Origin of the sequence: Chryseobacterium formosum, from assembly GCF_026460885.1 — a bacterium.
GTDB classification, from domain to species: Bacteria; Bacteroidota; Bacteroidia; order Flavobacteriales; family Weeksellaceae; genus Chryseobacterium; species Chryseobacterium formosus.
Genome location: NZ_JAOVZW010000052.1, coordinates 1 through 545 on the forward strand (window position 1 = coordinate 1; position 545 = coordinate 545).

1 protein-coding gene is annotated in these 545 nt (G+C 28.4%); it reads left to right on the plus strand.

All coding sequences use genetic code 11. From position 1 onward, the window contains the following. Window positions 1-17: 17 nt before the first annotated feature. A partial coding sequence (locus OF897_RS21495; RefSeq protein ID WP_267267713.1) for a DUF6705 family protein occupies window positions 18-545 on the plus strand: 528 nt, incomplete at its 3' end.

Here is a 545-nt window from a genome sequence, read left to right on the forward strand (position 1 = left end):
GATTTAAAAATACAATTATGAAAAAATATTTAGCCATATTGATATTAACAATGATAGTGAATTGTAAAGCACAGTCACCTATATATATATTAGAACAAAGTCCTATTGATATACCACAAAATTCTTATATAAAATATACAAACAATATCTTAAATAAATTTGTTGGAACTTGGACACATAGCGAAAATGGGAAGGTTTTTACATTAGCTCTACAGAAAGTCGAAATGGTTTTTATAGTAGACTATTACAAAGATTTATTAAAAGGAAAATATAAGTACATAAATAATGGAATTACTATAGTAGATACCAGTAATTTTCCTCTTTTAAATTCTAAATTAACCGGAGCTCAATTATGGGAAGCAGATTCAAATAAAGTGACTTTGTTTTTTGATGATCCTGAAAGACCAAAAATGTCATGTGAAGTAGATTTAACTTATTCTAACATTAATGGGATCGAAAAATTGCATTGGAATTTGAGGTTAGTAGGATTACCATCTTCCCGTGATCCCAATATGAACCAGGCAACAGATTTTAGGGTTCCTACT